This window comes from Enterobacter sp. BIDMC 26 (assembly GCF_000534435.1).
Lineage (GTDB): Bacteria > Pseudomonadota > Gammaproteobacteria > Enterobacterales > Enterobacteriaceae > Enterobacter > Enterobacter ludwigii.
In genome coordinates, this window is sequence record NZ_KI973182.1 from 3324664 (window position 1) to 3348133 (window position 23470).

The window sequence follows — 23470 nt, forward strand, 5'->3', positions numbered from 1 at the left end:
GCGTCCATACCTTTACCATTGTTTAGTGTAAAGAGAGGTCAAGTTTATGATTACGACAAGAACAGCTAAACAGTGCGGACAAGCCGATTTCGGTTGGCTGCAGGCCCGCTACACCTTTTCCTTTGGACACTACTTTGACCCTAAACTGCTCGGTTACGCTTCATTGCGCGTATTGAATCAGGAAGTGCTTGCACCAGGCGCGTCCTTCCAGCCGCGTACGTACCCGAAAGTCGATATCCTGAACCTGATCCTGGAAGGCGAAGCAGAATACCGCGACAGCGAGGGCAATCATGTCCAGGCGAAGGCCGGCGAAGCATTATTAATCTCCACGCAGCCGGGCATCAGTTACAGCGAGCATAACCTCAGCAAAGATAAAACGCTGACCCGTATGCAGCTGTGGCTGGATGCCTGCCCTGAGCGGGAAAACCCGCTGGTACAGAAGTTAGATTTGACGGGCGACAGGCAGCAGTTGATGGCCTCCCCGGACGGCAGTCAAGGCAGCCTGCAGTTGCGCCAGCAGGTGTGGCTGCACCATATCGAACTGAAGAAAGGGGAACAGGCGAGCTTCCAGCTTCATGGTCCGCGCGCCTATCTGCAATCGATTCACGGTACGGTGCATGCGGTGACGCATACGGAAGAGAAAGAAGCGCTCACCTGCGGTGACGGGGCGTTTATTCGCGACGAAGCGAATATCACGCTGGTTGCTGATTCGCCGCTGCGCGCGCTGTTAATTGATTTACCGGTTTAACACCCGATAATCCTCTCTCCCCGGCGGGGAGAGAGGAAACCGTTACACTTTACGTGCCATAATCTCAATAATCTGCCGGTCCGTCGCCTGCATGGAGCGGCACGCCAGCGAACACAGGTTCGCGATCGACTGCTCCACATCGTGCGCCACAATCCCTTCATTGCCCGTTACAGCCGAATCATCCAGCGCCATCATCACCGCTTTCCAGGCACTGCCGACGCTGGTTGAGACCTTCATGGCGCAGCTGTTGGACGCGCCATCGCAGATCATCCCGCTGACATCGCCAATCATGCTGCTGATTGCCATTGAGAGCGTCTGATAGCTTCCGCCCATCAGCCAGGCCATGCCTGCCGCCGCCCCCATCGCCGCCGTGGTAGCCGCACACAGCGCCGACAGGCGCGGAAGCTGGGCGTGGATATAAATAGCCGAAAGGTGTGAAAGCATCAGCGCCCGGGCAAGGCGTTCATCATCCGCCTGGACATGTTCCGCCACCACCACAACCGGCATGGTGGCCGTGATCCCCTGGTTGCCCGATCCGGAATTGCTCATTGCTGGCAGCGTCGCCCCGCCCATTCGGGCGTCCGAGGCCGCGCTGGTGCGAATGACAATATCCGAGCCCAGGTCCTGCGCTATCCATCCGCGAGCGCGCTGCTTATTGAGCGTCGCGCCAATGTGCAGCCCCCATTTTCCGCTTAAACCTTCACGGGAGAGCGCATCATTTAATTGTCCGGCAGCCAGGATAAAGCGGATCGCGTCAAACGGCACCTGCTCCACAAACTCAAGGATCTGCGATAGCGTGGCGTTTGAAAGTACCGCCAGCGGGTCGTCATTCCTCTCATCGGGTTGAGAATCAAGCGTAAAGCGGGTTTCGCCCTGACAGACAATCTCCACCACCCGCGTATGCCCACCGGCGATGGTCACCATCGCCGAGGCCTGTCCGGCGTGAACGCAGGCGCGGGAGTAGAGGATGTCATCGCACGGCTCCTGCAGCTTGACCTGCACCTGTCCGGCGTCCAGCAGCGCTTTGGCACGCACCAGCGCATCGGCAGTGGCATCCTTCAGTACCTCCAGCCCGGCGTGCGCGTTGCCGCCAATGGCCCCCAGTGCCGCCGCAATCGGCAACCCGACCATCCCGGTGCCAGGTACCGTCACGCCAAGGCCATTTTTCATCAGATTCGGTGAAACCCACGCCTCAATCTGTGTGACGTCACCCGGCAGAAGCTCCGCGGCCATCGCACAAGCCAGCGCCAGAGAGATCGGCTCGGTACACCCCAGTGCAGGTTTAACTTCCTCCTGCACCGCCCGAATAAATTGATTCCATAAAGATTGAGTTTGCTCTGACATCGTTACGACCTTGTTTGCCCTTAAGAAAACGCGAGGAAAGGAGAAACACACAGCAGCAGACCGGTGATGATAATGATCACCAGCGACACGCCTTTATATTTGTGCAGCGCCGGCACTTTGTAGACCAGCCACGCCGGAATCAAACACCCCACCATGCCGAAGATTGGGCTGCAAATAGAGGTGAAGCTCAGTACCGGCGCGTTTAACACAATCGCGCTCCATGCCAGCAGAATGGCAAACAGCATGATGCCGCGCTGTACGCTGTTTTCGTTGATTTTCTCTGCCGGCATTTTGCGGCGCAGAATGTTCATTACAATGCCCTGCGTCGCTTCACGAAAGCCCAGGTACACGCCGAAGAACGCGGTCATGACGGCAAAAATATTCAGGATAACGCTGACAATTTTGACCCAGCCGGCACCGTCGCCACTGATAAACTGCGCGGCAATTGCCAGTGCGGAAATATTCTGTTCGTAGGCTTTGACCGCCTCATCATGCCCCATTGCCAGGGTGAACGAGACCGCGTAGAAAAAGACCGTCACGAAGAGGATCGCGAAGGCGATGTTCATCGCCCGCAGCGCTTTATGGCGCGCCACTTCAACCGATTTTTCGCGTGAACGATAGGAGATCACCATCGGGCTTAATGTCTGAATAAACAGAATCGACGTTAAGGTAAACGGCAACGTGATAATCGCGTTTTTAATGAGTAGCCCCACGGGTGGCAGCATGCCCACGTTGGCTAAATGCCAGAGGCCAATCATCGACAACCCGAGCGCCGCCACCACAAATAACTTGGTCAGCACCATCAGGCTGGAGACTTTAAACAGCAATTTCTCGCCACGGGAGGAGATCGCCACCAGGATGCAGATCAGGAACAGACCGTAGAACGGATTTTCAGAGAGCAGCCCCTCCGTCACGCCGAAGGTGTGTAAATAGGAGGCGCTGTCGTTGGTGATGGCGGTGGAGTAGACGAACATCCAGATAACCAGCATCACGAAATAGAGTGCACCCAATAAGATGCCCCAGTTCTTACCGAGGTAACCGCTGATGACGCTCGGATAATCTTTGCACTCCGGCGATTCTGCCAGCGTGTTAATAAACAGCCGCTGAAACAGGTACATGGCCGGATAGCCAATCACTGACGAAAGCAGAAACACCCACAGTCCCATCAGCCCCACCTGTACCGGGAGAAAAACAATCCCCGCGCCGATGGCCATTCCGATACTCATGATGACCCAGCCCGTATCGGTGCTGTCGAATTTAATGGCCTCCTGCCACTCGCTTTCACTCATCCCTGCCCGCTTTGCCGCGGGTGAATCGTTCACAATCACACTGCTGTTTGTTGCCGTATCCATAAGGCACTCGCTTATTTTGTAGGGTAACCAGTTGTTTTTATGGGATTCTGACCACCAGCGATAATGAGCCAGACTGCTGCAGGTGTGTGTTATTGGAATGGACAAATCATACGTGGAGAGCGGGAGAAAAAAGTCACAATATTTATAAGGCTTTTCGCAAGCGAGAGAAATAAATACTCTGATATGATGAATAATCGATGTGTTTTTCTAAAAGTGATGCCGATCAAGAAATAAAAAACCCGCGACATGCGCGGGTGTGTCATCAGTTAGCCAGCGCGTTCGCCATATCGGTTTTCACCTGTTTACGCTGCTCCGCTGTCAGAACCTGGCTGACATCAAAGTAGTATTTGACGCGGTAATAGCGGGTCTGCTCTTCAATTTTGCTGAATGCGGCAAGCTGGTTTTTCACCGTGCTTTCATCCCATTTCCCGGTCTGGAACATCTCGATCAGCGCACCGTCTTTCACGCCGGTCATCGGGATCTTGCTGACATTTTGTTCCAGCGTCTGATGCAGCGCGTCGATCTTCTTAATCTGATCGTTGCTCAGCTTGAGGTGTTGCACCAGCGGATCCTGCGCCGGAGAGGGGGCAGCTTCAACGTCAGCGGCCTGTGCGGCAAAACTGCACGCCACCAGCGAGGCAGCAACCAGGGTGATACGGGTCATTTTCATCATCTTACTGTCCTTACATACTGTTTCAGGGAAAAAGCAGGCGCATTGTTTTTCAGAAGCGGATGAAGATGTGTGAGTAATTATATAAACATTTTTGTATGTTCCGCGGACAAAAAAGCCCCCTTAACCAAAGGGGGCCTGTTTCAGACGACGATCACAGTGCCTGGGTAAACGTCCTTGAGATCACGTCCTGCTGCTGCTCGCGCGTCAGCGCATTAAAGCGCACCGCATACCCTGAGACGCGAATGGTCAGGTTGGGATAGTTCTCCGGGTGCTCAATCGCCTCCATCAGCATCTCCCGGTTCATGACGTTAACGTTGAGGTGCTGTCCCCCCTCGATGGCCGCTTCGTGGTGGAAATACCCGTCCAGCAGCCCGACAAGGTTGGTTTTGCGCACTCTCTCATCCTTGCCCAGCGCCTGAGGCACGATGGAGAAGGTGTAAGAGATCCCGTCTTTCGCATAGGTAAAGGGCAGCTTAGCGACGGAGGTTAACGAGGCCACCGCCCCTTTCCTGTCTCGTCCGTGCATCGGGTTCGCGCCCGGTGCGAATGGCGTACCGCCGCGGCGTCCGTCCGGCGTATTGCCGGTCTTCTGACCGTAGACCACATTCGACGTAATGGTCAGGATCGACTGGGTCGGCACCGCGTTGCGGTAGGTCGGCAGCGCCTGAATTTTCTTCATAAAGCGTTCCACCAGGTCACAGGCAATGCTGTCCACGCGGTCATCATTGTTACCGTACTGCGGGTAGTCCCCTTCAATCACAAAATCGACCGCCAGGCCGGTATGGTCGCGTACGGGTTTTACCGTGGCATATTTGATGGCGGACAGCGAGTCCGCCGCCACCGACAGCCCGGCGATACCGCAGGCCATGGTGCGGTAAACGTCCCGGTCGTGCAGCGCCATCAGCGAGGCTTCGTAGCTGTACTTATCGTGCATGTAATGGATGAGATTCAGCGCGCTAATGTACTGCACCGCCAGCCAGTCCATAAAGTGATCCAGACTCGCCATCACGGTGTCGTAATCCAGCACCTCATCCAGCAGCGGCGCGGTTTTCGGCCCGACCTGGATCTTCAGCTTCTCATCCACCCCGCCGTTGATCGCATACAGCAGCGTTTTCGCCAGGTTAGCGCGGGCGCCAAAGAACTGCATTTGCTTGCCGATCACCATCGGGCTGACGCAGCAGGCAATGGCGTAGTCGTCGCTGTTGAAATCCACGCGCATCAGGTCGTCGTTCTCATACTGCAGCGACGAGGTGTCGATCGACATCTGTGCAGCGTACTTCTTGAATGCGACGGGCAGTTGTTCGGACCACAGGATCGTCAGGTTTGGCTCCGGTGCAGGTCCCATCGTGTGCAGGGTATGCAGGTAACGGAAGCTGTTTTTGGTGACCAGCGTGCGGCCATCCAGCCCCATTCCGCCAATCACTTCGGTGGCCCAGACAGGATCGCCGGAGAAGAGCGTGTCGAACTCCGGAGTACGCAGGAAGCGCACCATGCGGATCTTCATGATGAAATGATCGATCAGTTCCTGCGCCTGGATCTCACTCAGGCGACCCGCCTGCATATCGCGCTCGAGATAAATATCCAGGAACGAGGCCGTGCGTCCCAGCGACATCGCCCCGCCGTTCTGGGATTTCACCGCGGCCAGATAGGCAAAGTAAACCCACTGTACCGCTTCCTGCGCATTCATCGCCGGGCGAGAAATATCGAAGCCATAGTTCGCTGCCATCTGCTGGATCTGCAGCAGTGCGCGTTTGTGTTCCGCCAGCTCTTCACGCAGGCGGATCGTCGCCTCCAGATCTTCACCCCTTTCGAGTTTGCCCTGCAGATCCGCGAACTGGCGCTCACGCTCGTGCACCAGATAGCGGATGCCGTACAGCGCCACGCGGCGGTAATCGCCGATGATGCGCCCGCGTCCGTAGCCGTCCGGTAGCCCGGTCAGCACGCCTGATTTACGACAGCGCATCATCTCGGGGGAGTAAACGTCAAAGACACCCTGATTATGGGTTTTGCGCAGTTCGGTAAAGAGATATTCGAACTGCGGATCCATCTCGCGGCCATAGGCTTCGAATGAACTGCGGATCATATTGATCCCGCCGTACGGATGCAGCGCGCGTTTGAGCGGCTTATCGGTTTGCAGGCCGACGATCGTCTCCAGCTGCTGGTCAATATAGCCCGGTCCGTGGGCCGTGATGGTGGTGGCAATGTTGGTGTCAAAATCCACCGGCGCATGGGTGGCATTCTCCTGACGAATGCCCACCATTACCTTCTCCCAGAGCGCCGTCGTTGCTGGCGTCGCCTGCGCGAGGAAAGTTTCGTCGCCTTCATAAGGGGTATAGTTATGCTGAATAAAATCGCGCACGTTGACGGTGTCTTTCCATTCTTCACCGCGAAACCCGGCCCATGCGTCGCTGTAAGGGGCAACGCGCGTATCGATTGCTACTTTCATGAATTTCTCGCTCTGTCAGGCATAAGCCGCAGCCGGAGTGACCTTCCCAAGACGGAGGGCATCCAGCGCGATCATTTTTTCTTCGTTGGTTGGGATCACCGCGCAGGCCACGCGGGACGAATCGGTGGTGATCACACGCTCACCTGCGCTGCCCGGCAGGGCATTTTTGGCTTCATCGAGGGTGATGCCAAAGACGGCCAGGTGTTCCGCCACCAGCGTGCGGATCAGTCTGGAGTTCTCACCAATCCCGCCGGTGAACACCACACCGTCCAGGCGGTGTAACGACGCCGCGTGCCCGGCAATATGCCGTGCGATACGGTGAACAAAGGTCTGGATCGCCAGCTGTGCCCGCTGATGTCCCTCATGCCAGGCCTTTTCGAGGGCTCGCAGATCGGAGGATATTCCCGAGATCCCCAGCAGGCCGGACTCTTTATTGACGACGCGTTCCAGATCCTCAAATGACTGTCCGGTCTGTTGGGCTATCCAGGCCATGGCGCCGAAATCAACGTCGCCACAGCGGGTCCCCATGATCAGCCCTTCCAGCGGCGTCATGCCCATGGAGGTATCCACGCTCTCACCATTGCGTACCGCGCAGATGGATGCCCCGTTGCCGAGATGGGCAATCACCAGCCCGCTGTCCTCAGGCGAAATCCCGAGCAAGGCATGCGCCTGCCCGGCAACGTAGCGGTGGGACGTCCCGTGGAAGCCATAGCGCCGCACGCCAAGCTCTTCAAAATAGCGGTACGGCAGCCCGTACAGATAGGCCTGCGGGGCCAGCGTCTGGTGGAAGCTGGTGTCAAACACCGCCACCTGCTGTATGCCCGGAAACAGGCGTTCGGCTGCCTCGACGCCGCTTAAGTTGGCGTAGTTATGCAGCGGCGCCAGCGAGGAAACCTGACGGATCTGCTCAATAACCTGTTCCGTGATAAGGGTCGACTCGCTGAAGAGGTCGCCGCCGTGCGCAATACGATGGCCAATCAGGGCCACGCTGCTCATCAGGTCACGCTTCTCCAGCTCCAGGGCGATGGCTGCCAGCGCCCCTTCGTAGTCATGGTGAGCCAGTCTGGCTGGCTCACCCCCATTCACGGAAATAAAGGCTTTTTCAGTGTTAATCCCGTCTGCAATGCCCGTCATCAGGGCATCACAGCTGCTGGCATCGAGTACTGAAAACTTAACAGAGGACGATCCGCAGTTAATAACCAATACAACCGGAAACTCAATCATGGTGTTACTCCGCTCTTCCTGAGCCAGGGTTTAGAACAGTTTGTAGACGATGTTCAGGATGGTCAGCAGGCCCACAACCGTGACGAAGATGTTCTCGGGTCTGCCCTTATATTTCGCCATTGCCGGCGCTTTACGAATGGCATACATCGGCAACAGGCACAGCAGAGAGGCGATGATTGGCGCCCCCATGGCTTCGATAAGGTCAAGAATGTTCGGGTTGGCATAGGCAACGACCCAGGTCGACCCCATGATGAATACCATGCTGATGGTGTTCAGTTTGCCCACGGAGACTTTCTTCTTATCGCCTTTATAACCGAACTTCAGGATCAGGCCGTTCAGCCCTTCCAGCGTGCCCAGATAGTGGCCGAAGAAGGATTTGAAGATAGCGACCAGCGCAATGATGGAGGCACCGTATTCCAGCACCGTAGCAAACGTTGATTTAGTGCCTGACATGGTCGCAAAGTGGTTCGCCAGGTAAGAAAGCACGGGAATATTCTGCGCTTTGGCATCGGCCATGTTCTGCGGCGAGAGCGTGAACAGACAGCTAAAGGCGAAGAACATCACCACCGCGACCATCAGCAAGCTGGCGCGACCGATGATTTTGGAACATTTCTGCTCGGTAAACGCTTTACCGAACTCGGGTTCGTACTCTTCACGTTTCGAGACCACAAACGAGGAGACGATGGGCGAGAAGTTGAAGGAGAAGACCATGATGGAGATCCCCAGCCAGACCGTCACCAGAATGCCGTCATGCCCGGTAAACGCAATATCACTCAGATTGACCTGGTCAATCACCGACGAGTTCCAGTAAGGGATCAGCGACAGGGAAATCAGCACCAGGCTGGCGATAAACGGGAACACCAGGAAGCTCATCACCTTCACCATCAGGTCTTTACCAAACCAGATAACAAAGGCCATCAGCAGCAGCAGGAACAGCGCCACCACGCCGCGGTTAAGCGCGGGCAGCTGGAGCTGGTTTTCCCAGAAGGTCATAAAGGTGTTCGTAATGGTGACGCCGTAAATCCACAGCAGCGGGCAAATGGCGAAGAAGTAGAGGAACGTAATCACCACCCCACCGGTCTTACCAAAATGCTCTTCCACCGTTTCGGTGATGTTGCCAGACACGTTACTGCCGGACAGACACAGGCGTGCCAGCGCCCGGTGGCAATAAAACGCAATCGGGAAAGCGAGAACCAGCATCAGCAGGATAGGAATCAAGCCGCCGAAGCCTGCGCGAATCGGGAAGAACAGCACACCTGCGCCAATGGCGGTTCCAAACAGGCCAAGCGTCCAGGTGGTATCAGACTTACGCCAGGAGGACGTTTTTGTCTGGCCAACGATAATGCTTTCTGTGTTGCTCATAGGTCATCCTTTATGCGTCAACGAAGCCGGTAATTTGGGATACGCGGGAGAGATCGATATTGCCACCGGAAATAATGCAAACGGTTTTACGACCCTGAATATAGTGATCAAGCTTGCCGCTTAATAACGCCGCACAGGCCAGTGCGCCAGCACCTTCTGTAACCACTTTATTTCGCTGAATGAGGGCAATCATGCTGTTACGAATATCGTCTTCGCTGACCAGCACAATGTCATCGACTAATTCGCGAACAATCTCGAAGGTTAATTTACCCGGGCGAGACACATCACATCCGTCGGCTAGTGTACCGGTAACGCGGTGGTTAATGATTTCTCCTGCCTGATACGATGCGGCCATTCCATGTACGTTTTCAGACTGCACGCCGATAATATTAATGGTCGGGTTGATGGATTTAATGGCCGTTGCAATTCCGGCAATTAAACCGCCACCGCCGATGGGTACAATCACGTTATCCACATCATACAAATCTTCGAGAATTTCCAGACCAATGGTGCCCTGGCCGGCAATCACTTTCGGATCGTCATACGGTGGGATAAAAATGCGCCCTTCCAGCTCCACGATTTCGCTGACTTTGGCGATGGTGTCGTTGAAGTTTTCGCCGTGCAGCACCACTTCAGCCGAGTAGTCACGGGTGGCGGCGACTTTAGATTTCGGCGCGCCCATCGGCATGACCACTTTGCCGTCGATACCGAGCATTGCACAGGAGAGCGACACGCCCTGCGCGTGGTTGCCTGCAGAACAGGCGACCACGCCTTTACGTTTTTCAGCTTCGGTCAGCGAACTTAATTTATTAAACGCACCGCGGATCTTGAAGGAGCCAGTACGCTGCATATTTTCAAACTTCAGGAATATCTCACCTTTACAGCGTTCGCTGAGATAATTTGAGCGCGGCATGCCGGTTTTATATATTTTGCCTGCCAGTCGTTTTCTGGCGTCCTGAATATCTTCAATGGTCACCGGGAGATCGTAGGTAATATGCATAATATCCTCGTTATAATAATTCATTTTCTTCAGGCAAAGTCAGGGTATCAGAGCACGGATAAAATAAGCTCTGGGTGTTTTTAAACAGGTTAACGCGTTATCAGAGGGTTATTTAATCATCGTCGTCTTTCACTGGTCAGTGACGCGTATTGTTTTGCCAGTTCGACTAATACTGACGCCGATTTCTTAATTCTGTAATTTTTTGACCACACGGCGGCATAACGCGCTATGGGTAATTCATCTTCCACCGGCAGTACAATAAACTGGTCGGAACCGAATGGCGCAATCATGTCGCGGGGAATAACCGTCAGGTAATCGGCATTCAGGACAAGGTTATAAATGGTCACGACGGAATCGGTCTGGACGATGTTTTCAATGCTGATGTGATTGTCTTGCAGGGTGGTTAGAAGTTCTTTGTAGTAGCCCATATCGGTTTGCGGCATCACCCATTGTTCATCCGTGAGTGATGCCAGTGTAGTCGAGCCGGTGCACGTTCGTGATTTGTTGGCTACCAGGACAAACTCAGACTCAAACAGCGGCTCGACATGAAGATCCTGCAGCAGCATTTCATCACTTAAGGTGCCGATGGCAAAATCCAGCCGACCGTCGCGAATGGCCGGCAGGAAAGAGGACAGCTGAGCTTCGTACATCGAGACGCGCGCTTTCGGGAACACTTCCTTGAATTTTTTGATCATTTCGGACAGGAAGGTGAAGCCAATGAGCGACGGGTAACCAAAGGAGACATCCATGACGGTACTGAAACTGAGGCTGTTAATCTCGCTCACCATGTTTTTCATCTCGCGGGTGATCGACTCAGAATACGAGAGTAATACCTGGCCTGCCGCAGTCAGTTTAACGCCGGTGTTTTTGCGCACCATGACTTCAACGCCAAAGTAAGATTCGATATCACTGATAATTTTGCTGACGGCAGGTTGCGTCAGGCCCAGTTGTCTTGCAGCAGAACCAATGGAGCCACTTTTAATGACTTCCTGAAATACCACGAGGTGCTGTGTTTTCGGTAGAATAATAGTGTTCATAATATTCTGCGCTTATTTCCCTATGACGGGGTGGATTCTACTCAATATGGCTGACGGGGGTATGTGCTGTTACTCACAATTTGCTTTTTCACCCCCTTAATCAGCATAACGATAATCCTTTAAAACACCTTATTATCAATAAGTTACATTAGAATAAATACGCCATAACGCTGATATTGATCAACAAAAAGAGCAGTAATAAATTTATTTTATGGCGATAACACAGGTAAATTTTTCGGCGCTAAAAAAATCGATAAAGACTATCTTTCAGGCAATTAAAGATTAATAAATAACCGTAATTCGTTTAAAACATTCTTTCAATTTATCAAAATTGTCAGGGGTGATTTTGCTGACTTTCGGGAAACAGTGGAATGCATCACACATTCATGAGCTAAATGTTTTTGAATTCAATATACATATATCAAATAAGAAAACATTCACGATCATAAAAGCAACATTCATAACAAATTAACAATACTGCAGAATCAGGATTCTTTAGCGCGAAATTTTGTGATTACGATCGCCAGCAGATGCGAAAAAGAGGCTGAAGGGGTGAAAGCAGTGAAATGTGCTTAATGTCGCAAATATGATAATTGATGTCGTTTGAGCGATGCATCGGGTGGCACTTGCTTGCAATTTCTAAGGCCGATAAAAAAAAAGCCCGCCGAAGCGGGGTTTTGTAAGAAGTTGAAGCTGACCGATAAGCCGGGTTCTGTCGTGGACAGTCATTCATCTAGGCCAGCAATCGCTCACTGGCTCAAGCAGCCTACCCGGGTTCAGTACGGGCCGTACCATGTGAACCCCTATTTGGCCTTGCTCCGGGTGGAGTTTACCGTGCCACGGACTGTTGCCAGCCGCGCGGTGCGCTCTTACCGCACCCTTTCACCCTTACCTGATCCCGCTTGCGCGGGCCATCGGCGGTTTGCTCTCTGTTGCACTGGTCGTGGGTTTCCCCCCCAGGCGTTACCTGGCACCCTGCCCTATGGAGCCCGGACTTTCCTCCCCTCCGCCCGTCTCCCCCCGAAAGGGGACGACGACGAAGCGGCGACTGTCTGGTCAGCTTCGGCGCGCAGTATAGAGGGTTTGTGCCCTGCTGTCACCCTTGGGTGTGCATCCCTATCTGCAAAGTGGCGGCGATATTGCGCGAGGCGCGGTAAATATTGTCAAACGCCCCACGGTAAGCCTCTTCCAGCGACTCGACGCAGCTCAGCACGCTGAATACCGCGTCGATGCCATACTGATGCACGACCCCCACATCCCGGGACAGACTGCCGGCAATGCCGATCACCGGCTTATGGTATTTTTTGGCGATACGGGCGATACCGACGGGCACTTTGCCCTGAATGCTCTGGCTGTCAATGCGCCCTTCGCCCGTCAGTACCAGCGTGCAGTCGTGAATATGTTCTTCGAGGTTAAGTGCCTGGGTGACAATCTCAATACCGCTCTTCAGTTCCGCGCCGAGGAAGGCCATCAGGGCCGCCCCCATGCCTCCCGCGGCACCCGCACCGGGAACCTGTTTCACGTCAATTCGCAGAGATTTTTTTATCACATCGGCATAGTGGCTGAGGTTAGCGTCGAGAGTGAGGATCATCTCCTCTGTCGCCCCTTTTTGCGGGCCAAAGATACGGGAAGCGCCTCTCTCGCCAACCAGCGGATTCGTGACGTCGCACGCGACGTGGATTGTGCAATCTTTTAGCCTGGCGTCGAGGCCGGAGAGATCGACGCTGTTGAGCGCCATCAGGCTGCCGCCGCCATAACCCATTTCAGTGCCGTTGGCATCGCGGAGCGTGGCCCCTAGCGCCTGCATCATTCCGGCGCCGCCGTCGTTGGTGGCACTGCCGCCAATGCCGATAATGATATGTCGGGCACCTTTATCCAGCGCGCTGAGAATAAGCTCCCCGGTACCCCGGGACGTGGTGACGAGCGGGTTACGTTGGGTGGCCGGGACCAGTGACAGACCGCTGGCGGCGGCCATCTCAATAAATGCCGTGCGGCCATCGCCGGACATGCCCCAGCGGGCGTTTACCTGTTCACCCAACGGGCCCGTGACCCTGGCATACTGTTCTGTGCCCTGGGTGGCGGCGATCATCGCGTCAACCGTACCTTCCCCGCCGTCAGCAACCGGCACCGAAACATAAAGTGCGTCGGGGAAAATTTCCCGAAATCCTTTTTCAATCGCCTGAGCAACCCCGGAGGCAGAAAGGCTTTCTTTCCAGGAATCTGGCGCGATTACGATTTTCATAGTTGTCGCCTGTTACCGCACTCGGCAAAAATAGCGGACGCGTTCCCGCGTCCGTTTTTATTAGCGAGAGACTTCCACCTTCGCCAGTTTTTCGTAGTAGCACGCAATCGCGCTGTGGTCGGCAGTGCCCAGACCATCCGCGCGCAGGGCCTGCATCATCTCCATGACGGCGGCGGTCAGCGGCAGCTGCGCGCCCACGCCGTGGGAGGTATCCAGGGCATTCGCCAGATCTTTAATGTGCAGGTCGATTCTAAAGCCGGGCTTGAAGTTACGATCCATCACCATGGGCGCTTTGGCATCCAGCACGGTGCTGCCCGCCAGGCCGCCACGGATCGCCTGATACACCAGATCAGGGTTAACGCCCGCTTTGGTGGCCAGCGTCAGCGCTTCCGACATTGCGGCAATGTTCAGCGCCACAATCACCTGGTTTGCCAGCTTGGTGACGTTACCCGCCCCGATATCGCCGGTATGCACCACGGATCCCGCCATGGCTTTCATCAGGTCGTAGTATTTGTCGAAAACAGCTTTATCGCCGCCAACCATCACCGACAGGGTGCCGTCGATGGCTTTGGGCTCTCCGCCGCTGACCGGGGCATCCAGCATATCGACGCCCTTCGCGTTTAGCGCCTCACTGATTTCACGGCTTGCCAGCGGCGCGATAGAACTCATGTCAATTACCACCAGGCCGGGTTTGGCACCGTCAATGATGCCGTTCTCCCCCAGGGCCACCTCTTTCACATGCGGGGAGTTTGGCAGCATGGTGATAATGACATCGCACTGCTCAGCAATCGCTTTGGCGTTTGCTGCGGTTTCTGCGCCTGCGGCAATCACCTCGGCCACGGCTTGCGGATTATGGTCTGCAACCACCAGGGAGTAACCTGCTTTGATGAGGTTTTTACTCATGGGTTTACCCATGATCCCAAGGCCAATAAAACCCACTTTCAGCGTCATAATTCGTTTCCTCAATGATGGTTATTTTTTAAAGGCGTCCGCTAACTTCTGCGTGGCCGAGCGGAATACGCCGAGGTCGCTACCGACGGCAACGAAGGTCGCTCCCCACTCCAGATAGCGGCGGGCATCAGCCTCAACCGGCGCCAGAATGCCGCACGGTTTGCCGTGCGCGTTGGCACGGGCAAAGATGTGCTGAATAGCGCGCTGCACCTCCGGATGACCCGCATTGCCCAGATGGCCGAATGCCGCAGCAAGATCGCTTGGGCCAACGAAGATGCCATCCACACCGTCGGTGGCAGCGATAGCGTCGACGTTATCGACCCCCTGCTGGCTCTCAATCTGTACCAGGATGGTGATGTTGCTGTTGGACTGTGTGAAGTAGTCCGGGACGGTGCCAAACATATTGGCACGATGGGAAACGGAGACCCCGCGGATCCCTTCCGGCGGATAACGTGTTGACGCCACGGCCTGCACCGCCTCCTCTTCCGTTTCCACAAACGGGATCAGGAAGTTGTAGAACCCAATATCCAGCAGACGTTTGATGATTACCGGCTCGTTGGTCGGGACGCGAACCACCGGCGCGCTATAGCTCCCTTTGAGCGCCATTAACTGCGGAATAAAGGTGCTGATATCGTTCGGCGCATGTTCGCCGTCCAGCACCAGCCAGTCGAAACCGGCCAGGCCCAGTACTTCGGTGCTGATGGGGCTTGCCAGCGCGGACCAGCAGCCAATCTGGATCTGGTGCGCCGCGAGGGCCGCTTTAAACTTATTCGGGAAGATATCATTATTCATCACGTTTACCTTTTTAATTCCGCAGTCTTATTCAGGTTCATATTTATATTTTCAGACGCAGCGTCAGCGTTATATTTATTTCCTGACATAATTTAGGCGTTATAAAATCGTCATTCAGTATAATCTTCACGTCATGGCAGCACATTGTTTTAATGCTCAAGCATTGCGACGTATTTTGATAATATTTTGAGCATATGCACAACGCGATGGGCGCTGATGCACAGAATCAGGCATTGCTGGCCGGGTGGCATCTGCGCCGGTTTTAAGGAGCGATCGGGATCACATTTTGATATCTCGTCTCCTGACATTCTTTATTGACTCAAGCCGCGTCTTTATTTCTGCGATAAGAAAATAAACATCCCCTGGCTGCATTTACTATCAGACATTTTGCTGGAGAATATTGAACAATGGCCGACATTGAAATTCGACAAGCGTCGCCGACGGCGTTCTATATCAAAGTTCACGACACGGATAATGTGGCGATAATTGTTAACGACAACGGTCTAAAAGCGGGCACCCGTTTCCCGGATGGGCTGGAGCTGACTGAACATATTCCGCAGGGGCATAAAGTCGCTCTGGTGGATATCCCGGCCCACGGTGAAATCGTGCGGTATGGCGAAGTTATCGGGTATGCGGTTCGCGCTATTCCTCAGGGGAGCTGGATTGAGGAGTCGCTGGTTGAGCTACCCGAAGCGCCGCCGCTGAACACGCTACCCCTGGCCACCCGGGTTCCTGAGCCACTGCCCCCACTGGAAGGGTACACATTCGAAGGGTACAGGAATGCGGACGGCAGCGTAGGCACCAAGAATCTACTCGGTATCACCACCAGCGTGCACTGTGTGGCAGGCGTGGTGGATTACGTGGTGAAAATCATTGAGCGCGACCTGCTGCCGAAATACCCGAATGTCGACGGCGTGGTAGGTCTGAACCATTTGTACGGCTGCGGCGTGGCCATCAATGCTCCGGCGGCCGTGGTACCGATTCGTACCATCCATAATATCGCCCTGAACCCGAATTTCGGTGGCGAAGTGATGGTCATTGGTCTGGGTTGCGAAAAGCTGCAGCCAGAGCGTCTGTTGCAGGGAACCGAAGATGTGAATGCCATTCCGGTCGACGAGGCCAGCATTGTTCGTTTGCAGGATGCGCATCACGTCGGATTCCGTTCAATGGTTGACGATATCCTTCAGGTGGCGGAGCGCCATCTGGAAAAACTGAACCAGCGCCAGCGCGAGACCTGCCCGGCATCAGAGCTGGTGATAGGCACCCAGTGCGGCGGCAGCGATGCGTTTTCAGGCGTCACGGCGAACCCGGCGGTGGGCTATGCCTCGGATCTGTTTGTCCGCTGTGGCGCCACGGTGATGTTCTCCGAAGTGACCGAAGTGCGTGATGCCATCCATCTGCTCACCCCACGCGCCATCAATGAAGAGGTGGGCAAACGCCTGCTTGAGGAGATGGCCTGGTACGATAACTATCTCGACATGGGACAAACCGATCGCAGCGCCAACCCCTCTCCGGGCAATAAAAAAGGCGGTCTGGCGAACGTGGTGGAAAAAGCCCTCGGCTCGATTGCCAAATCCGGCCAGAGCGCCATTGTTGAAGTGCTCTCCCCGGGCCAGCGCCCCACCAGACGCGGCCTGATTTACGCAGCGACCCCGGCCAGCGACTTTGTCTGTGGCACACAGCAGGTGGCGTCCGGCATTACGGTACAGGTCTTTACCACCGGGCGCGGCACGCCGTACGGGCTGATGGCGGTACCGGTGATTAAAATGGCCACCCGTACCGAGCTGGCAAACCGCTGGTATGACCTAATTGACATCAACGCGGGCACCATTGCCACTGGCGAAGAGAGTATCGAGGATGTCGGCTGGAAGCTGTTCCACTTCATTCTGAACGTGGCAAGCGGCCGTAAGAAGACGTTCTCCGATCAATGGGGATTACATAACCAGCTGGCGGTGTTTAACCCGGCACCGGTGACGTGACCGTTTTCCCCCTCTCCCGAAGAGAGGGGGCAACTTATCCCTTCACCAACACCACATCTATCCCACTCTTACGCAACCCTTCCAGGCTCTCAGGCGGAATCCCTTCATCGACGATAATCATATCGATTCTCTGGGTATCGATGATTTTATGCAGGCTCGAACGGTTAAATTTGCTGGAGTCAGTGACCACGATAATACGTTCTGCCACCTCGCACATCCGTCGGTTCAGTCGGGCTTCATCTTCATTGTGGGTACTGACGCCGCGATCGAGGTCGATGGCGTCGACCCCCAGAAAAAGCAGATCAAAGTGGTAATTCTGTAAGGACTGCTCTGCCTGGTCGCCGTAAAAGGATTGCGACTGGCGGCGCAAGTGCCCACCGGTCATCAGCAGCTCCACCCCTTCCGCTTCCAGTAATGCATTCGCCACGTTCATTCCGTTGGTCATGGCAATCACATCCGTATGCTGACGCAGCATACGGGCGATTTCAAACGTCGTGGTTCCGGAATCCAGAATAATGCGATGACCCGGCTTCACCAGCGCGGCGGCCGCCTGCGCGATACTGCGCTTAACTGCAGTATTGAGCGAACTTTTATCCTCCACGGAGGGTTCGGTGCCAGGCGCATTGCCTTCACAAATCAGCGCTCCGCCATAAGCACGAACGGCAATGCCCTGCTTCTCAAGAAACGCCAGGTCGTTACGGATCGTCACCGTGGAAACGCCATATAAATGAGAAAGATCGTTAACCTGCACGCTTCCCTGTGCCCGCAACCGCTGAATGATCTGCTCTCGCCTTTCACTGGTGCCGGTGACGCGCTTCTCCGCGGATGAATCGGTGCTGCTCATGCGAGCTCCTTAATAAATGGTCTTTCGTTTCATTTCGTTTTGTCTATTAACGCCTTTCTTTTATGGGAATGCAAGCCCTGCCTGCTTCCAGTCAGCGCACTCCCTCGTCGCTGAAACCTTTCATTATGTTTCTTTTGTGAAACAGATCGGAAAACTATTATCTTTCGTTTTATTTTTATACCACCATGATGCAGGATTAAATGAAACAAAACGAAAGATGAAAACCATCACCATCCGAAATGGAGAGGAAAGTGAAACATCTGACAGAAATAGTGGAACAACATAAACGGGGGAATGCGAACGGGATTTATGCCGTTTGTTCCGCACATCCACTGGTACTTGAAGCCGCAATTCGTTACGCCCAACTGCATCACACGCCGCTGCTGATTGAAGCCACCTCTAATCAGGTGGATCAATTTGGCGGTTACACCGGTATGACGCCCGCCGATTTTCACGGGTTCGTCTGTAAGCTGGCGGAATCCCTTGGTTTCCCGACATCGCAACTGATCCTCGGTGGCGATCATTTAGGGCCAAACCGCTGGCAAAACCTGCCTGCCCGGCAGGCGATGGCGAATGCCGAAGATCTGATCAGAAGCTATGTCGCCGCCGGGTTTAAAAAGATCCACCTCGACTGCAGCATGTCCTGCGAAGACGATCCAGTACCGTTAACCGACGCCATCGTTGCCGAGCGCGCGGCGCGCCTGGCGAAAATTGCGGAGAAAACCAGCCTGGCGCACGCTGATGTCGCTGACCTGGTCTATGTCATCGGTACGGAAGTGCCGGTTCCGGGCGGCGCGCATGAAACGCTCACCGAGCTTGCCGTCACGACCCCAGAAGCCGCGCGTGCCACCCTTGAAGCTCACCGCCACGCGTTCGAGAAAGAAGGGTTAAGCGACATCTGGCCACGCATTATTGGCCTGGTGGTTCAGCCTGGCGTTGAGTTTGACCACGCACATGTGTGTGACTATCAACCCCAAAACGCCGTCGCCCTGAGCCATATGGTTGAAGCTTACGACACGCTGATATTTGAAGCGCACTCTACCGACTACCAGACACCGCAGGCGCTGCGCCAGCTGGTGAAAGATCACTTCGCCATCCTCAAAGTTGGCCCGGCACTGACCTTTGCCCTGCGTGAAGCGTTGTTCTCGCTGGCCGCCATTGAAGAAGAGTTGCTGCCTGCAAAAGCCTGTTCGGGCCTGCGTCATGTCCTGGAAAACGTGATGCTCGATCGCCCCGAATACTGGCAAAGCCATTATCACGGTGATGGCAATGCGCGACGCCTGGCACGCGGGTATAGCTACTCCGATCGGGTGCGCTATTACTGGCCGGACAGCCAGATTGACGAAGCCTTTGCGCGACTGGTACGCAACCTGGCAGACGAACCGATCCCGCTGCCGCTGATCAGCCAGTACCTGCCGTTGCAGTACAGCAAAGTTCGCGAGGGTGCTCTCAAGTCGACACCACGGGACCTCATCCTCGACCACATTCAGGACATACTCCAGCAGTACCATGCCGCCTGCGAAGGCGTAACGACTCAAAACGCATAATTAAAAAGAGGAAAGCGCTATGCCAAACATTGTCTTATGCCGCATCGATGAACGCCTGATCCACGGTCAGGTAGGTGTGCAATGGGTTGGGTTTGCGGGGGCCAACCTGGTGCTGGTCGCTAATGATGAAGTCGCTGAGGATCCGGTTCAACAAAACCTGATGGAGATGGTGCTCGCAGAAGGGATCGCCGTGCGTTTCTGGTCGCTGCAAAAAGTGATCGACAACATTCATCGCGCTGCCGAGCGCCAGAAAATTCTGCTGGTCTGCAAATCACCCGCGGATTTTCTGACGCTGGTCGAAGGCGGCGTGCCCATCACCCGTATCAACGTAGGAAACCTGCATTACGCCAGTGGCAAAAAACAAATTGCCAAAACGGTCTCTGTCGATGCGAACGATATCGCCGCATTTAACGGCCTGAAAGCCGCCGGAGTGGAATGCTTCGTTCAGGGTGTTCCGACTGAGACTGCTTTGGATCTCTTTAAACTGCTCTGAGGGATTCACAATGGAAATTAGTCTCTTGCAGGCATTCGCGCTGGGCATTCTCGCCTTTATCGCGGGCCTGGATATGTTTAACGGGTTAACACACATGCACCGCCCGGTGGTGCTCGGGCCGCTGGTTGGCCTCATTCTGGGCGATCTGCACACCGGTATTTTAACGGGCGGTACGCTGGAGCTGGTCTGGATGGGGCTGGCTCCGCTGGCCGGCGCGCAACCGCCAAACGTCATTATTGGCACGATTGTCGGCACTACTTTCGCGATCAGCACCGGTGTGAAGCCGGATGTCGCCGTTGGGGTCGCAGTCCCGTTTGCGGTTGCGGTACAGATGGGGATCACTTTCCTGTTCTCCGTCATGTCCGGGGTGATGTCCCGCTGTGACCGCATGGCAGCCAATGCGGACACGAACGGCATCGAAAGGGTCAACTATCTGGCACTGCTGGCGCTCGGTATCTTCTATTTTCTGTGTGCCTTCCTGCCGATCTACTTTGGCGCTGAACACGCGAAAACCGCCATTGATGTGCTGCCGGAACGTCTGATTGACGGCCTCGGCGTCGCCGGCGGCATCATGCCCGCAATTGGCTTCGCCGTATTGCTGAAAATCATGATGAAAAACGTCTATATCCCTTACTTTATCATCGGCTTTGTTGCCGCAGCCTGGTTGAAACTGCCGGTGCTGGCGATTGCCGCGGCCGCGCTGGCAATGGCGCTGATTGACCTGATGCGTAAATCGCCTGAACCGGCGACACCTGCAGCCCAGAAAGAGGAATTCGAAGATGGCATCTAATCAAACTACGCTGCCTGGCGTTTCTGAACACGAAGAGACGCTGCTCACGGGCGTGAATGAAAACGTCTATGAAGATCAACATATTGGTGCCGAGCTGACGAAAAAGGATATTAACCGTGTCGCCTGGCGTTCGATGCTGCTGCAGGCCTCGTTTAACTATGAACGTATGCAGGCTTCCGGCTGGCTGTATGGCCTCCTGCCCGCGCTGAAAAAGATCCATACCAACAAGCGGGATCTGGCCCGCGCCATGAAAGGCCATATGGGCTTCTTCAATACGCATCCGTTTCTGGTGACATTTGTCATTGGCATCATCCTGGCGATGGAGCGCTCCAAGCAGGATGTCAACAGTATCCAGAGCACCAAGATTGCCGTGGGGGCACCGCTTGGCGGCATTGGCGATGCCATGTTCTGGCTTACGCTATTGCCAATTTGCGGCGGGATCGGCGCAAGCCTTGCCCTGCAAGGCTCCATACTGGGTGCGGTGGTCTTTATTGTGCTGTTTAACGTAGTGCATCTTGGCCTGCGTTTTGGCCTGGCACATTACGCCTACCGGATGGGTGTGGCAGCCATCCCGCTGATTAAAGCCAATACCAAAAAGGTCGGCCATGCGGCTTCCATCGTGGGGATGACGGTCATTGGCGCGCTGGTGGCAACCTACGTACGTCTCAACACCACGCTTGAAATCAAGGCCGGGGATGCGGTGGTCAAGCTGCAAGCCGACGTTATCGACAAACTGATGCCCGCTTTCCTGCCGCTGGTCTATACCCTGACCATGTTCTGGCTGGTTCGTCGCGGCTGGACCCCACTGCGCCTGATCGGTATCACCGTGGTGCTGGGGGTTGTCGGTAAGTTCTGTCACTTCCTGTAAAGCAAAGAGGTCGCAATGTTAGGCATTATTTTGACGGGTCACGGCGGGTTTGCCAGCGGGCTTGAACAGGCGATGAAACAAATCCTCGGCGAGCAGCCGCAGTTTATCGCCATCGATTTTCCTGAAAGCTCCACCACCGCGCGGCTGACTGCGCAGCTTGAACAGGCAGTCAGTGAACTGGACGGGCAGCACGATATTGTGTTTCTCACCGATCTACTCGGGGGGACGCCGTTTCGGGTGGCATCAACGCTCGCCATGAAAAGACCCGGCAGCGAAGTGATTACCGGTACAAACCTGCAGCTGTTACTTGAGATGGTACTGGAGCGCGACGGGTTAAGCAGCGAAGCCTTTCGCCTGCAGGCCCTGGAATGCGGGCATCGCGGCCTGACCAGCCTGGTGGATGAGCTGGGGCGCTGTCGTGAGGAAGCCCCCGCTGAGGAAGGGATATGAGTCAGGTGCTGCGCGCGCGTCGTCTGCTGACCGAGCAGGGCTGGCTGGAGGATCACCAGCTACGCATGGAGAGCGGAATTATCACCGCCATCGAGCCGATCCCAGCTGGCGTGCATGCCCGGGATGCCGACCAGCTTTGCCCGGCGTATATCGATACCCACGTTCACGGTGGCGCGGGTGTGGACGTGATGGATGATGCCCCAGAGGTGCTGGACACGCTGGCGATGCATAAAGCGCGTGAAGGCACAGGGGTTTTTTTACCGACGACCGTCACCGCACCGCTGGAGACTGTCCACCGGGCGCTCGCACGCATCGCCCGGCGCTGTATGTCCGGGGGTCCTGGCGCGCAGATACTGGGCAGCTATCTTGAAGGTCCCTACTTTACGCCACAGAACAAAGGAGCACATCCGCCAGCGCTGTTTCGTGAGCTGGATGTCAGCGAACTGGACTCGCTGATTGAAGTATCGCAACACACCCTCAGGGTTGTCGCTCTGGCACCGGAGAAACCCGGTGCGTTGCAGGCCATTCGCCACCTTAAGCAGCGTGGGATACGGGTCATGCTCGGCCACAGCGCCGCGACGTACGATCAAACGCTTGCCGCTTTTGAGGCGGGCGCTGATGGGTTAGTGCACTGTTATAACGGCATGACGGGGCTCCATCATCGTGAACCCGGTATGGTCGGTGCAGGCTTGACGGACCCGCGGGCATGGCTGGAACTGATTGCCGACGGGCATCACGTTCACCCGGGTGCTTTGCGGTTGTGCGCCTGCTGTGCCAAAGAGCGGATCGTTCTGATTACCGATGCCATGCAGGCCGCAGGGATGCCCGACGGACGTTACAGGCTGTGTGGCGACGAGGTCAACATGCACGGTGGGGTGGTACGCACCGCTTCCGGTGGGCTTGCAGGCAGTACGCTGTCTCTCGATGCCGCCGTGCGCAATATGGTGGCGCAGGCGGGAATAACGCCAGCGGATGCGATCCATATGGCCTCGCTGCACCCTGCCCGCTTGCTGGGTATTGATCACCAGCTCGGTTCCTTAAAACCGGGCAAGCGTGCCAATATTATTGCGCTGGATGAAGGTTTCCACCTTCAGCAGATCTGGATCCAGGGTTTGGCTCTCCCCCTTTAGACCTTTCATTGTCCCGTTTTTGGGCCTTGCGGCAAGCGATCGCAAGGTCTTTCTTTTTCTTTCCGTAATCATTGCCTTTTCTTTGCCGATCACACTTTTCGTTTTATTTCTTTTCTTTCATTGAACTTTCGATTTCTTTTCTATAGATTTTATTTAACTGCTTAAGTGAACAAGTGAAACGAAACGAAAGATAGCGAC

Annotated in this window: 20 protein-coding genes and 1 other RNA gene; 8 read left to right on the top strand and 13 right to left on the bottom strand. The window is 55.1% G+C overall.

Annotation, left to right across the window (positions count from 1 at the left end; translation table 11 throughout):
- The first annotated feature begins 46 nt into the window (after positions 1-46).
- The gene (locus tag L462_RS07745; RefSeq protein ID WP_020883572.1) at positions 47-748 is read left to right on the top strand and encodes a pirin family protein; all 702 of its coding nucleotides are present in this window, start codon (positions 47-49) and stop codon (positions 746-748) included.
- Between the two features lie 42 nt (positions 749-790).
- On the opposite strand, the gene L462_RS07740 is transcribed toward L462_RS07745, so the two are convergent.
- From L462_RS07740 to garL, 12 genes are all read right to left on the bottom strand, one after another.
- Positions 791-2092 (bottom strand): L-cysteine desulfidase family protein, encoded by a 1302-nt coding sequence (locus L462_RS07740; protein ID WP_032679024.1) that lies wholly within the window; start codon positions 2090-2092, stop codon positions 791-793.
- A gap of 20 nt (positions 2093-2112) precedes the next feature.
- The gene (locus tag L462_RS07735) at positions 2113-3444 is read right to left on the bottom strand and encodes an SLC5/6 family protein (protein ID WP_032679025.1); all 1332 of its coding nucleotides are present in this window, start codon (positions 3442-3444) and stop codon (positions 2113-2115) included.
- Positions 3445-3706: 262 nt separating this feature from the next.
- Positions 3707-4117, bottom strand: a complete 411-nt coding sequence (locus L462_RS07730; RefSeq protein WP_014171738.1) for a Spy/CpxP family protein refolding chaperone — start codon at positions 4115-4117, stop codon at positions 3707-3709.
- A 151-nt stretch (positions 4118-4268) separates the two neighbouring features.
- Positions 4269-6563 carry a formate C-acetyltransferase gene (gene pflB / locus L462_RS07725; protein ID WP_032679026.1) on the bottom strand — a complete coding sequence of 765 codons (2295 nt, stop codon included), beginning with the start codon at positions 6561-6563 and terminating at the stop codon, positions 4269-4271.
- A gap of 15 nt (positions 6564-6578) precedes the next feature.
- Positions 6579-7787: a propionate kinase gene (gene tdcD / locus L462_RS07720; RefSeq protein ID WP_032679027.1), complete on the bottom strand. Its 1209-nt coding sequence runs from the start codon at positions 7785-7787 to the stop codon at positions 6579-6581.
- 30 nt (positions 7788-7817) lie between these two features.
- Complete coding sequence (gene tdcC, locus L462_RS07715; RefSeq protein WP_014171741.1) at positions 7818-9149, bottom strand: threonine/serine transporter TdcC; 1332 nt, start codon at positions 9147-9149, stop codon at positions 7818-7820.
- 10 nt (positions 9150-9159) lie between these two features.
- A complete protein-coding gene (gene tdcB, locus L462_RS07710) occupies positions 9160-10149 on the bottom strand; it encodes a bifunctional threonine ammonia-lyase/L-serine ammonia-lyase TdcB (RefSeq protein WP_032679736.1) in 990 nt (329 codons plus the stop codon).
- 116 nt (positions 10150-10265) lie between these two features.
- Positions 10266-11186, bottom strand: a complete 921-nt coding sequence (gene tdcA, locus L462_RS07705) for a transcriptional regulator TdcA (RefSeq protein ID WP_014171743.1) — start codon at positions 11184-11186, stop codon at positions 10266-10268.
- Positions 11187-11871: 685 nt separating this feature from the next.
- Positions 11872-12250: RNase P RNA component class A (gene rnpB, locus L462_RS24050), an RNA gene on the bottom strand.
- Between the two features lie 32 nt (positions 12251-12282).
- Entirely contained in the window at positions 12283-13428 is a 1146-nt protein-coding gene (garK, locus tag L462_RS07700) for a glycerate 2-kinase (RefSeq protein ID WP_032679028.1), read from the bottom strand.
- 60 nt (positions 13429-13488) lie between these two features.
- Entirely contained in the window at positions 13489-14379 is an 891-nt protein-coding gene (gene garR / locus L462_RS07695; protein WP_020883565.1) for a 2-hydroxy-3-oxopropionate reductase, read from the bottom strand.
- 21 nt (positions 14380-14400) lie between these two features.
- Positions 14401-15171 carry a 2-dehydro-3-deoxyglucarate aldolase gene (garL, locus tag L462_RS07690; RefSeq protein ID WP_032679029.1) on the bottom strand — a complete coding sequence of 257 codons (771 nt, stop codon included), beginning with the start codon at positions 15169-15171 and terminating at the stop codon, positions 14401-14403.
- A gap of 407 nt (positions 15172-15578) precedes the next feature.
- Here garL and garD point away from each other — a divergent pair, with 407 nt between their 5' ends.
- Complete coding sequence (garD, locus tag L462_RS07685; RefSeq protein ID WP_032679030.1) at positions 15579-17150, top strand: galactarate dehydratase; 1572 nt, start codon at positions 15579-15581, stop codon at positions 17148-17150.
- A 34-nt stretch (positions 17151-17184) separates the two neighbouring features.
- On the opposite strand, the gene L462_RS07680 is transcribed toward garD, so the two are convergent.
- Positions 17185-17994 (bottom strand): DeoR family transcriptional regulator, encoded by an 810-nt coding sequence (locus L462_RS07680; RefSeq protein WP_020883561.1) that lies wholly within the window; start codon positions 17992-17994, stop codon positions 17185-17187.
- A 251-nt stretch (positions 17995-18245) separates the two neighbouring features.
- On the opposite strand from L462_RS07680, the gene kbaZ reads away from it, so the two are divergent.
- From kbaZ to nagA, 6 genes are read left to right on the top strand one after another with little or no spacing between them, the layout of a single operon-like run.
- Complete coding sequence (gene kbaZ / locus L462_RS07675) at positions 18246-19541, top strand: tagatose-bisphosphate aldolase subunit KbaZ (RefSeq protein ID WP_254067903.1); 1296 nt, start codon at positions 18246-18248, stop codon at positions 19539-19541.
- A gap of 19 nt (positions 19542-19560) precedes the next feature.
- The gene (gene agaV / locus L462_RS07670; RefSeq protein ID WP_014171751.1) at positions 19561-20034 is read left to right on the top strand and encodes a PTS N-acetylgalactosamine transporter subunit IIB; all 474 of its coding nucleotides are present in this window, start codon (positions 19561-19563) and stop codon (positions 20032-20034) included.
- A 10-nt stretch (positions 20035-20044) separates the two neighbouring features.
- Positions 20045-20824, top strand: a complete 780-nt coding sequence (gene agaW / locus L462_RS07665) for a PTS N-acetylgalactosamine transporter subunit IIC (RefSeq protein WP_020883559.1) — start codon at positions 20045-20047, stop codon at positions 20822-20824.
- Positions 20814-21692 (top strand): PTS N-acetylgalactosamine transporter subunit IID, encoded by an 879-nt coding sequence (gene agaE, locus L462_RS07660; protein WP_020883558.1) that lies wholly within the window; start codon positions 20814-20816, stop codon positions 21690-21692. Before agaW ends, agaE begins: the two co-directional genes overlap by 11 nt.
- 15 nt (positions 21693-21707) lie before the next feature.
- Positions 21708-22142: a PTS galactosamine/N-acetylgalactosamine transporter subunit IIA gene (gene agaF, locus L462_RS07655; RefSeq protein ID WP_020883557.1), complete on the top strand. Its 435-nt coding sequence runs from the start codon at positions 21708-21710 to the stop codon at positions 22140-22142.
- On the top strand, positions 22139-23272 hold the full coding sequence (gene nagA / locus L462_RS07650) for an N-acetylglucosamine-6-phosphate deacetylase (protein ID WP_032679033.1): 1134 nt from the start codon (positions 22139-22141) through the stop codon (positions 23270-23272). Before agaF ends, nagA begins: the two co-directional genes overlap by 4 nt.
- Positions 23273-23470 lie beyond the last annotated feature (198 nt).

Excerpts from the sequence above, each read along its gene's own strand:
- L462_RS07745 (WP_020883572.1), top strand. The coding sequence starts at position 47 with ATGATTACGACAAGAACAGCTAAACAGTGCGGACAAGCCGATTTCGGT.
- L462_RS07740 (WP_032679024.1), bottom strand. The coding sequence starts at position 2,092 with ATGTCAGAGCAAACTCAATCTTTATGGAATCAATTTATTCGGGCGGTG.
- L462_RS07735 (WP_032679025.1), bottom strand. The coding sequence starts at position 3,444 with ATGGATACGGCAACAAACAGCAGTGTGATTGTGAACGATTCACCCGCG.
- L462_RS07730 (WP_014171738.1), bottom strand. The coding sequence starts at position 4,117 with ATGATGAAAATGACCCGTATCACCCTGGTTGCTGCCTCGCTGGTGGCG.
- pflB (WP_032679026.1), bottom strand. The coding sequence starts at position 6,563 with ATGAAAGTAGCAATCGATACGCGCGTTGCCCCTTACAGCGACGCATGG.
- tdcD (WP_032679027.1), bottom strand. The coding sequence starts at position 7,787 with ATGATTGAGTTTCCGGTTGTATTGGTTATTAACTGCGGATCGTCCTCT.
- tdcC (WP_014171741.1), bottom strand. The coding sequence starts at position 9,149 with ATGAGCAACACAGAAAGCATTATCGTTGGCCAGACAAAAACGTCCTCC.
- tdcB (WP_032679736.1), bottom strand. The coding sequence starts at position 10,149 with ATGCATATTACCTACGATCTCCCGGTGACCATTGAAGATATTCAGGAC.
- tdcA (WP_014171743.1), bottom strand. The coding sequence starts at position 11,186 with ATGAACACTATTATTCTACCGAAAACACAGCACCTCGTGGTATTTCAG.
- garK (WP_032679028.1), bottom strand. The coding sequence starts at position 13,428 with ATGAAAATCGTAATCGCGCCAGATTCCTGGAAAGAAAGCCTTTCTGCC.
- garR (WP_020883565.1), bottom strand. The coding sequence starts at position 14,379 with ATGACGCTGAAAGTGGGTTTTATTGGCCTTGGGATCATGGGTAAACCC.
- garL (WP_032679029.1), bottom strand. The coding sequence starts at position 15,171 with ATGAATAATGATATCTTCCCGAATAAGTTTAAAGCGGCCCTCGCGGCG.
- garD (WP_032679030.1), top strand. The coding sequence starts at position 15,579 with ATGGCCGACATTGAAATTCGACAAGCGTCGCCGACGGCGTTCTATATC.
- L462_RS07680 (WP_020883561.1), bottom strand. The coding sequence starts at position 17,994 with ATGAGCAGCACCGATTCATCCGCGGAGAAGCGCGTCACCGGCACCAGT.
- agaV (WP_014171751.1), top strand. The coding sequence starts at position 19,561 with ATGCCAAACATTGTCTTATGCCGCATCGATGAACGCCTGATCCACGGT.
- agaW (WP_020883559.1), top strand. The coding sequence starts at position 20,045 with ATGGAAATTAGTCTCTTGCAGGCATTCGCGCTGGGCATTCTCGCCTTT.
- agaE (WP_020883558.1), top strand. The coding sequence starts at position 20,814 with ATGGCATCTAATCAAACTACGCTGCCTGGCGTTTCTGAACACGAAGAG.
- agaF (WP_020883557.1), top strand. The coding sequence starts at position 21,708 with ATGTTAGGCATTATTTTGACGGGTCACGGCGGGTTTGCCAGCGGGCTT.
- nagA (WP_032679033.1), top strand. The coding sequence starts at position 22,139 with ATGAGTCAGGTGCTGCGCGCGCGTCGTCTGCTGACCGAGCAGGGCTGG.